This window comes from Nostoc cf. edaphicum LEGE 07299, assembly GCF_015207245.1.
GTDB lineage: Bacteria > Cyanobacteriota > Cyanobacteriia > Cyanobacteriales > Nostocaceae > Nostoc > Nostoc edaphicum_B.
The window spans coordinates 1-6,840 of sequence record NZ_JADEXF010000173.1; the positions used below are offsets into that span (position 1 = coordinate 1).

General features: G+C 41.4%; 4 protein-coding genes. 3 read left to right on the forward strand and 1 reads right to left on the reverse strand.

The window, feature by feature from the left end:
• The first annotated feature begins 109 nt into the window (after window positions 1-109).
• Together IQ229_RS07240 and IQ229_RS07245 are read left to right on the forward strand one after the other, a co-directional pair.
• Window positions 110-4,132 (forward strand): Calx-beta domain-containing protein, encoded by a 4,023-nt coding sequence (locus IQ229_RS07240; protein WP_194042520.1) that lies wholly within the window; start codon window positions 110-112, stop codon window positions 4,130-4,132.
• Window positions 4,133-4,425: 293 nt separating this feature from the next.
• Window positions 4,426-4,890, forward strand: coding sequence for a helix-turn-helix domain-containing protein (locus IQ229_RS07245; protein ID WP_194042521.1), 465 nt, complete (start codon window positions 4,426-4,428; stop codon window positions 4,888-4,890).
• Between the two features lie 105 nt (window positions 4,891-4,995).
• On the opposite strand, the gene gatA is transcribed toward IQ229_RS07245, so the two are convergent.
• Complete coding sequence (gene gatA, locus IQ229_RS07250; protein ID WP_194042522.1) at window positions 4,996-6,456, reverse strand: Asp-tRNA(Asn)/Glu-tRNA(Gln) amidotransferase subunit GatA; 1,461 nt, start codon at window positions 6,454-6,456, stop codon at window positions 4,996-4,998.
• On the opposite strand from gatA, the gene IQ229_RS24445 reads away from it, so the two are divergent.
• A complete protein-coding gene (locus IQ229_RS24445; protein WP_265582954.1) occupies window positions 6,446-6,580 on the forward strand; it encodes a hypothetical protein in 135 nt (44 codons plus the stop codon). The two genes, gatA and IQ229_RS24445, sit on opposite strands and share 11 nt — an antisense overlap.
• Window positions 6,581-6,840 lie beyond the last annotated feature (260 nt).

Sequence of the window (6,840 nt, forward strand, 5' to 3'; positions counted from 1 at the left end):
CGATTTCATTTGGGAATGAAAGCGAATGCAGAGTCATTCACTTTCTATTTTGTTATGCACGATAAATATTACTAAGCTAAAGCTAATAAATTATATTTAAGGAATAATTATGATAAAACAGCCAGAAAATAATCACCCTAAAAGCAGAAATAAGTCTACTATCAAATTACTAGATGCAAGCAAAAATATTGTTTTTATAGATCCAAAAGTTATAGATTACCAAAGCTTAGTGGCTGGTATCACACTCGGCAGTGAAGTTGTTATTCTTGATGCCAATAGAGACGGTTTAGCACAAATTACCGAGTTTCTAGCAAAACGTGAATCCAATTCAATTCAATCAATTCACATTGTTTCCCACGGAAGTGTGGGGAGTTTGCAGCTAGGGTCAATCAACTTCAACCTTAGCAATCTGGATAGCTACAAAAATCAGTTACAAAAGTGGGCAAGTGCTTTAACTGATAAAGCTGACATCCTACTTTATGGCTGTGATGTAGCCAGTGGTGAAGGCACAAAATTTGTACAGCAGATTAGCCAAATTACTGGAGCAGATGTTGCCGCTTCTACTGACAAAACCGGAAGTGCAGCTTTAGGTGGCGACTGGGATTTAGAAGTGAAGACAGGGAAAATTGAAGCTTCTCTGGCATTTAAACCTAAAGTAATACAGGCTTACCAATCTATTTTGCCAGCTAGTTTTACTGGCACATACTCTCAAACCTTTAACTCATTAGCTATTTCTGGAGCACCAGCTTGGGTTAATGATTCAACTATTTCGGGCTGGTATTCTACGAGAACAACTTACATCTCTGGTACTGGCAGTAATAACACAGGTGGATTGTACAGTTTTGGTAGTGCTAGTAACCCAGATCGGGCACTTGGTTCTCTAGCTTCTGGTACTACAGGAACTATTTATTATGGGTTGCGACTCCAAAACAACACAGGTTCAGCAATTACTAAGTTGCAAGTAAGTTACACCGGTGAACAATGGCGTAATGGTGGTAATACATCGCAGCAACAGTTGAAATTCAGTTATCAAACTGGGTCAACTGTCACAAGTCTAACAACAGGAACATGGACGCCTGTCACCTCGCTAGATTTCACCGGGCCAATTGCAACTGCAACTGCGGGTGCCCTGAATGGCAATCAAATTGCCAATCGAGTTGTTATAACGCCTGTAATATTTAATCTAGCTACCCCAATCGCTAATGGTGAAGAGATTATATTGCGTTGGGAAGATATAGATAATGGAGGCAACGATCATGGTTTAGCCATTGACGATGTATCTATCAAAGTAGATAACACCACCTACACAGTAACTAACATCAATAACAGTGGTACTGGCTCGTTAAGGCAAGCTCTTATCAATGCCAATAACGATCCAGGGATTGAGACAATTATCTTTGATATGACTGGGATATTCGGTGATGCTACCCCCGACACCATTACCCTCACTTCTGGGCAATTGAATATCACTGAAGGAGTCATCATTCAAGGAACTGGGGCGAATAAACTCACTATCAGTGGTAACAATACTTTCCGTATTTTTAATGCCAGTGCCTCCCTATCAATTGATGGGTTGAAGATAACTGGGGGAAATGCAGGCAGTAGTAATGGTGGCGGCATCTACAGTACTAGTAGTGTCACAGTCAGCAATAGTAATCTTTCTGGCAACACAGCGGCCCTTGGAGGAGGCATCTACAGCACTAGTAGTGTCACAGCTACTAATAGCACTATTTCTGGCAACACAGCGAACACTAGCGGCGGCGGCATCTACAGCACTAGTAGTGTCACAGCTACTAATAGCACTATTTCTGGCAACACAGCGAACACTAATGGTGGCGGCATCTACAGTAGCACTACCACACTTACTAATAGCACTATTTCTGGCAACACCGTAAAAGTCAACGGCGGCGGTATCTATTCTGGCGGTGGCACAGTAAGTAATACCACTATATTTGGTAACACCGCTGATAGCGATAACAATAACACAGGTAATGGTGGCGGTATTTATAGATCTGCTGGTACTTGGAGCATCAGCAACAGCATCATTGCTGGCAATATTGATTTAGGTAATCAAGGAGCCGATATCTCTGGTGCCAACTTCAATGGTAATGCTTACAACCTGATTGGCAAAATTACTGGTAAAATATCGGGGACTTTGGGTACGGGTACAGATATTATTAACCCCAACCCCGGACTCAAACCGCTAGGAGATTACGGTGGTTCGACACAAACTCATGCTTTATACTTTAACAGTCCTGCCAGGAATGCTGGTAATCCCGTTTACAATGGTGGCTTAACTACCGACCAACGCGGCACAGGTTTTAACCGGATTGAAAGCGGTAGAATTGATATCGGAGCATTTGAATATGTGCTTCCAAAAGTCAGCTTTGGTGCTGCTACATACAATACAACAGAAGATAGTACCGCCACTACAGTAACTATTTCTGTTACCTTAAATGCCTCTCCTGAAACCGCTGTCACAATTCCTATTGTCGTTAAAAACAATAGTACGGCTACTAATGGCAACGATTACACTTTTTCCCCCGCTACCATCTCCTTTACTGCTGGGGCAACAGGCGCAAATTTAACACAGCTAATTACTTTTACTATAAACCCAGACGATTTACCTGAGAATGCAGAAACAGTTGTACTCAACTTCGGCACGCTAACAGGGGCTGATTTGGGGACAATAACTGAAACTACTCTAACTATTGCTGCTAATGATGCGATTCAATATGCAATTTCCACTTCCACCTCAACTTTAGCTGAAGATAATAGCGGTACTCAAGCTGTTACCTTCACGGTTACTCGCAGTGGTGGTATTGGCGTGGCTAGTACCGTAGATTATGCTTTTAACGGTGCGGCAACTTTTGGCAGTGACTATAACAATATTCAGGTTACGGGTGGAGGAACTGCTGCATCTGGGACTTTAAGTTTCGCTGTTGGGGAAACCACAAAGACAATTACAGCCAATGTTTTGGGTGACAACGCATTTGAACTCAATGAAGACATTACTATTATCCTGAGTAACCCCAGCCTCATAACTGGAGCGCCAAATTCCACAATTACTAACAGTTCGGCTACAGTAAATATCATCAACGATGATAGCCAACCAACTATCAGCATCTCAGATGTCTCAGTTACTGAAGGCAACACAGGTGCAACAACTAACGCTAACTTTACTATTAATCTCTCCAATCCTAGTTATCAGCAGGTTACTGTAAATTACAACACGAGTGATGGCACTGCCCAAATTGCTGACTCTGATTACAACTCTGCTTCAGGAACGATCGTTTTCAATCCTGGTGAAACTAGCAAAACTCTTAGTATTGGCGTCATCGGCGATAACCAAAGTGAAGCCAACGAGACATTTTCTGTCAATCTTTCAGGCGCGACAAATGGCACGATCGCAGATAGTTTAGGAATCGCTACTATCATTAATGATGACAACCCAACAACTGTCAGTATCTCGGATGTCTCAATTGCTGAAGGTAAGACAGGCACAACAACTAATGCTAACTTTATCGTCACCCTCTCTGCACCGAGTTTACAGCAGGTTATTGTAAATTACAACACTAGTGATGGCACTGCTAAAGTTTCTGACTCTGATTACAACTCTGATTCCGGGACAATCGTTTTCAATCCTGGCGAAACCAGTAAAACTCTTGGTATTAGTGTCATAGGTGATAACAAAACTGAAACTAACGAGACATTTTCAGTTAATCTCTTCGGTGCTACAAACACCACGATTACTGATAGTTTGGGAGTGGCTACTATCACAAATGATGATCCCCCCACCATTAGCATTGCAGATGTATCAGTCAAAGAAGGCACAACAGGGATGATAACTAATGCTAATTTTGTCGTCACTCTCTCGAATGAATTTTATCAACGGGTGATTGTAAATTACAGTACGAGTGATGGTACTGCTAAAGTTTCTGACTCGGATTACAATTTTGGGCTGGGGACAATTATTTTTGACTATGGCGAAACCAGCAAAGTTATTAGTATTGGTGTCAGAGGTGATAATAAAGTTGAACCCAATGAAACATTTTTTGTCAATATCTATGGTGGAGCAAATGCCATATTTAATAATAACCAAGGAGTTGGCACAATCAAGAATGATGACTAATCGTTATTGAGCAGAATATTAGCGATCGCTGCAATTATCCCAGCCCAGGTAGGCGTTGGGATAATACTTGTATTATAAGTTGCGGCTTGTTAATTTTCACGTCCAGTTTTTTGAATAAAAAGTACTAGATATAACAAAAAATATACTTAGTTAGAGTTGGACTAGCATTTTAAAATCCAGGATTAAGCCATTATCAAAAAAATTTATCCTAAAATCAAATATCCAGTAAATTTACGTATGCGGATTGAAGTCTTCTCAATGAATAGTAGAATTAGCCCATACAGGAGAAGACTGTGACGCTCTTAAATGAAGCTCAAGTAGAGCAACTAAAGGAAATAACCACACGCTTGCGACAAGTAAGACAAGAAAAATCTATCCGCATAGAAGAAATAGCCTCTCAGACAATGCTTCGAGTAGGCATTTTGCAAGCTTTAGAAGAAGATAGATTTGAAGAATTGCCTGAGCTGATTTTTCTTCAAGGATTCATCCGTCGTTATGGAGATGCTTTAGGGCTGGATGGAAATGCTTTATCGTACAGCCTTGTAACCAATGTTGTCTGTCAAGATTCTAAAAATGCTCGTCACAATTCAGACAACAAACAAAATACATACATACCTCTTGTTCTGACCTATATTTTATTATTGGTCGGTGCATCTGCTGGTCTTCTTCATATACTTAATCCACAGCTTACAGCTGAATCCCTGACTCCAGAAGATAATAATCAACAGTCAATAGTCAGTAATCAGACTAACAAATGACCAAGAAGGCAAAGGAAGTGGAAAGACGCGATTAATCGCGTCTGTACCGAGTAAAGGAAAAGAATTAATAACCAATGACAAATGACCAATGACCAATGACAATTTTCAAGATATTTGGGGTTTACGCAGATGCCAACTAGTAGATTGCTCATAAGCATAAGCTACCTGAAATAGCTGGTCTTCTCGCAGCACATTGCCAATTAGCTGTAATCCTATCGGTAGCCCCTGTTCGTCAAAACCACATGGCAAACTTAAACTAGGTAAACCAGCAAGATTTACAGGAATAGTCATCAAGTCAGTTAAATACATACTCAAGGGGTCAGTAGTTTTTTCTCCTGCTTTGAATGCTGTAGTGGGAGATGTCGGACAAACTAACACATCAACTGCGCCAAAAGCCTTTTCAAAGTCTTGCTTAATCAAAGTACGGACTTTTTGCGCTTTCAGGTAGTAGGCGTCATAATAGCCAGCCGAAAGAGCGTAAGTGCCAATCATAATCCGGCGTTTGACTTCTGTACCAAAACCAGCCGCACGGGTACGAGTGTACATTGATAACAGATTATCTGCATCAGGAGCGCGATACCCATATTTAACGCCATCGTAACGAGCCAGGTTTGCTGATGCTTCTGATGGGGCGATGATGTAGTAGGTGGGTAAGCCATAGCGAAAGCGGGGACAGGAAATTATATGAATTTCGGCTCCCAAACTTTGTAGTTGATCTACTGCTTTGGTAACAGCTTGTTCCACTACAGAGTCTAAACCTTCACCAAAAGTTTCTTTAATGATACCAATTCTCAGCTGACCTCTGGGTTTGAAGTTTGGTTTTAAGCTAGCAGCATAGTTGGGAATGGCAACTTTCAGGCTGGTAGAGTCTTTGGGATCGTAACCTGCGATCGCACTTAACAATATTGCCGCATCTTCTACCGTATTTCCAAATGGCCCAATTTGATCCAAAGACGAAGCGTAAGCCACCAAACCATAACGAGAAACCAAACCATAAGTTGGTTTCATCCCCACCACTCCACAGAAAGATGCAGGTTGGCGAATCGAACCGCCAGTATCAGAACCGAGAGCAACTACACATTCTTGAGCCGCCACCGCCGCCGCCGAACCTCCAGAAGAACCACCTGGAACTCGTGACAAATCCCAAGGATTAGCCGTAACTTGATAGGCAGAGTTTTCAGTGGAACTACCCATTGCAAACTCATCCAAGTTGGTTTTGCCAACCATTACGGCCCCAGCATCTGCCAGTTTTTGCGTTGCTGTTGATTCATAAGGCGGCACAAAATTTTCCAAAATCCGGGAGGCGCAGGTGGTAGGAATCCCCTTGGTACACATATTGTCCTTAATCCCCACAGGAATGCCTGCTAGCAGCCCAATTTCTTCTCCTGCGGCAATTTTTGCATCCACAGCACCCGCCTGCTCTAATGCCCGGTCTGCCGTTACACATAAAAAGCTGTGCAATTGCGGCTCTAACGCTTGAATGCGCTCTAAAGCTTCTTGGGTAATTTCAACGGCAGAACGTTCTTTTTTAACCAGCTGTTGGTGCAACTCGCGGATGGATGCCATGATTGCTCTCTTTGTGACTCAAGTCATTGATTCTAGTACATATTGGTCAAAATTGGGTATTGGTTATTGGGCTTTGGGCATTGGTTATTCTCCTCTGCTTGCCATTCCCCATTCATCTGACTAAGCGGATTAATATGTATTGAAATGTGTTTAATAAGTTTTGAAAAACAGCAAATACATGGCTATTTACCATCTATTGAATAGGTTGCCAAAGTTTTCATATATATTGGCTGCTTTTGTGTAAGAGTATAGCAGTGTTTTCTAATGATATAATTTTGTATTATAAGCTTATTAATACTACAAACTTCATAATTTTATTCAATTACACAAAATTTTTCGAGGTAAGGTAGGATGATAAAAATAGCCGCGCGTAGATATTTAGGC

Bases quoted from the DNA above. Each gene is read 5' to 3' on its own strand.
- gatA (WP_194042522.1), bottom strand. From the start codon at position 6,456: ATGGCATCCATCCGCGAGTTGCACCAACAGCTGGTTAAAAAAGAACGT.
- IQ229_RS07240 (WP_194042520.1), top strand. From the start codon at position 110: ATGATAAAACAGCCAGAAAATAATCACCCTAAAAGCAGAAATAAGTCT.
- IQ229_RS24445 (WP_265582954.1), top strand. From the start codon at position 6,446: ATGGATGCCATGATTGCTCTCTTTGTGACTCAAGTCATTGATTCTAGT.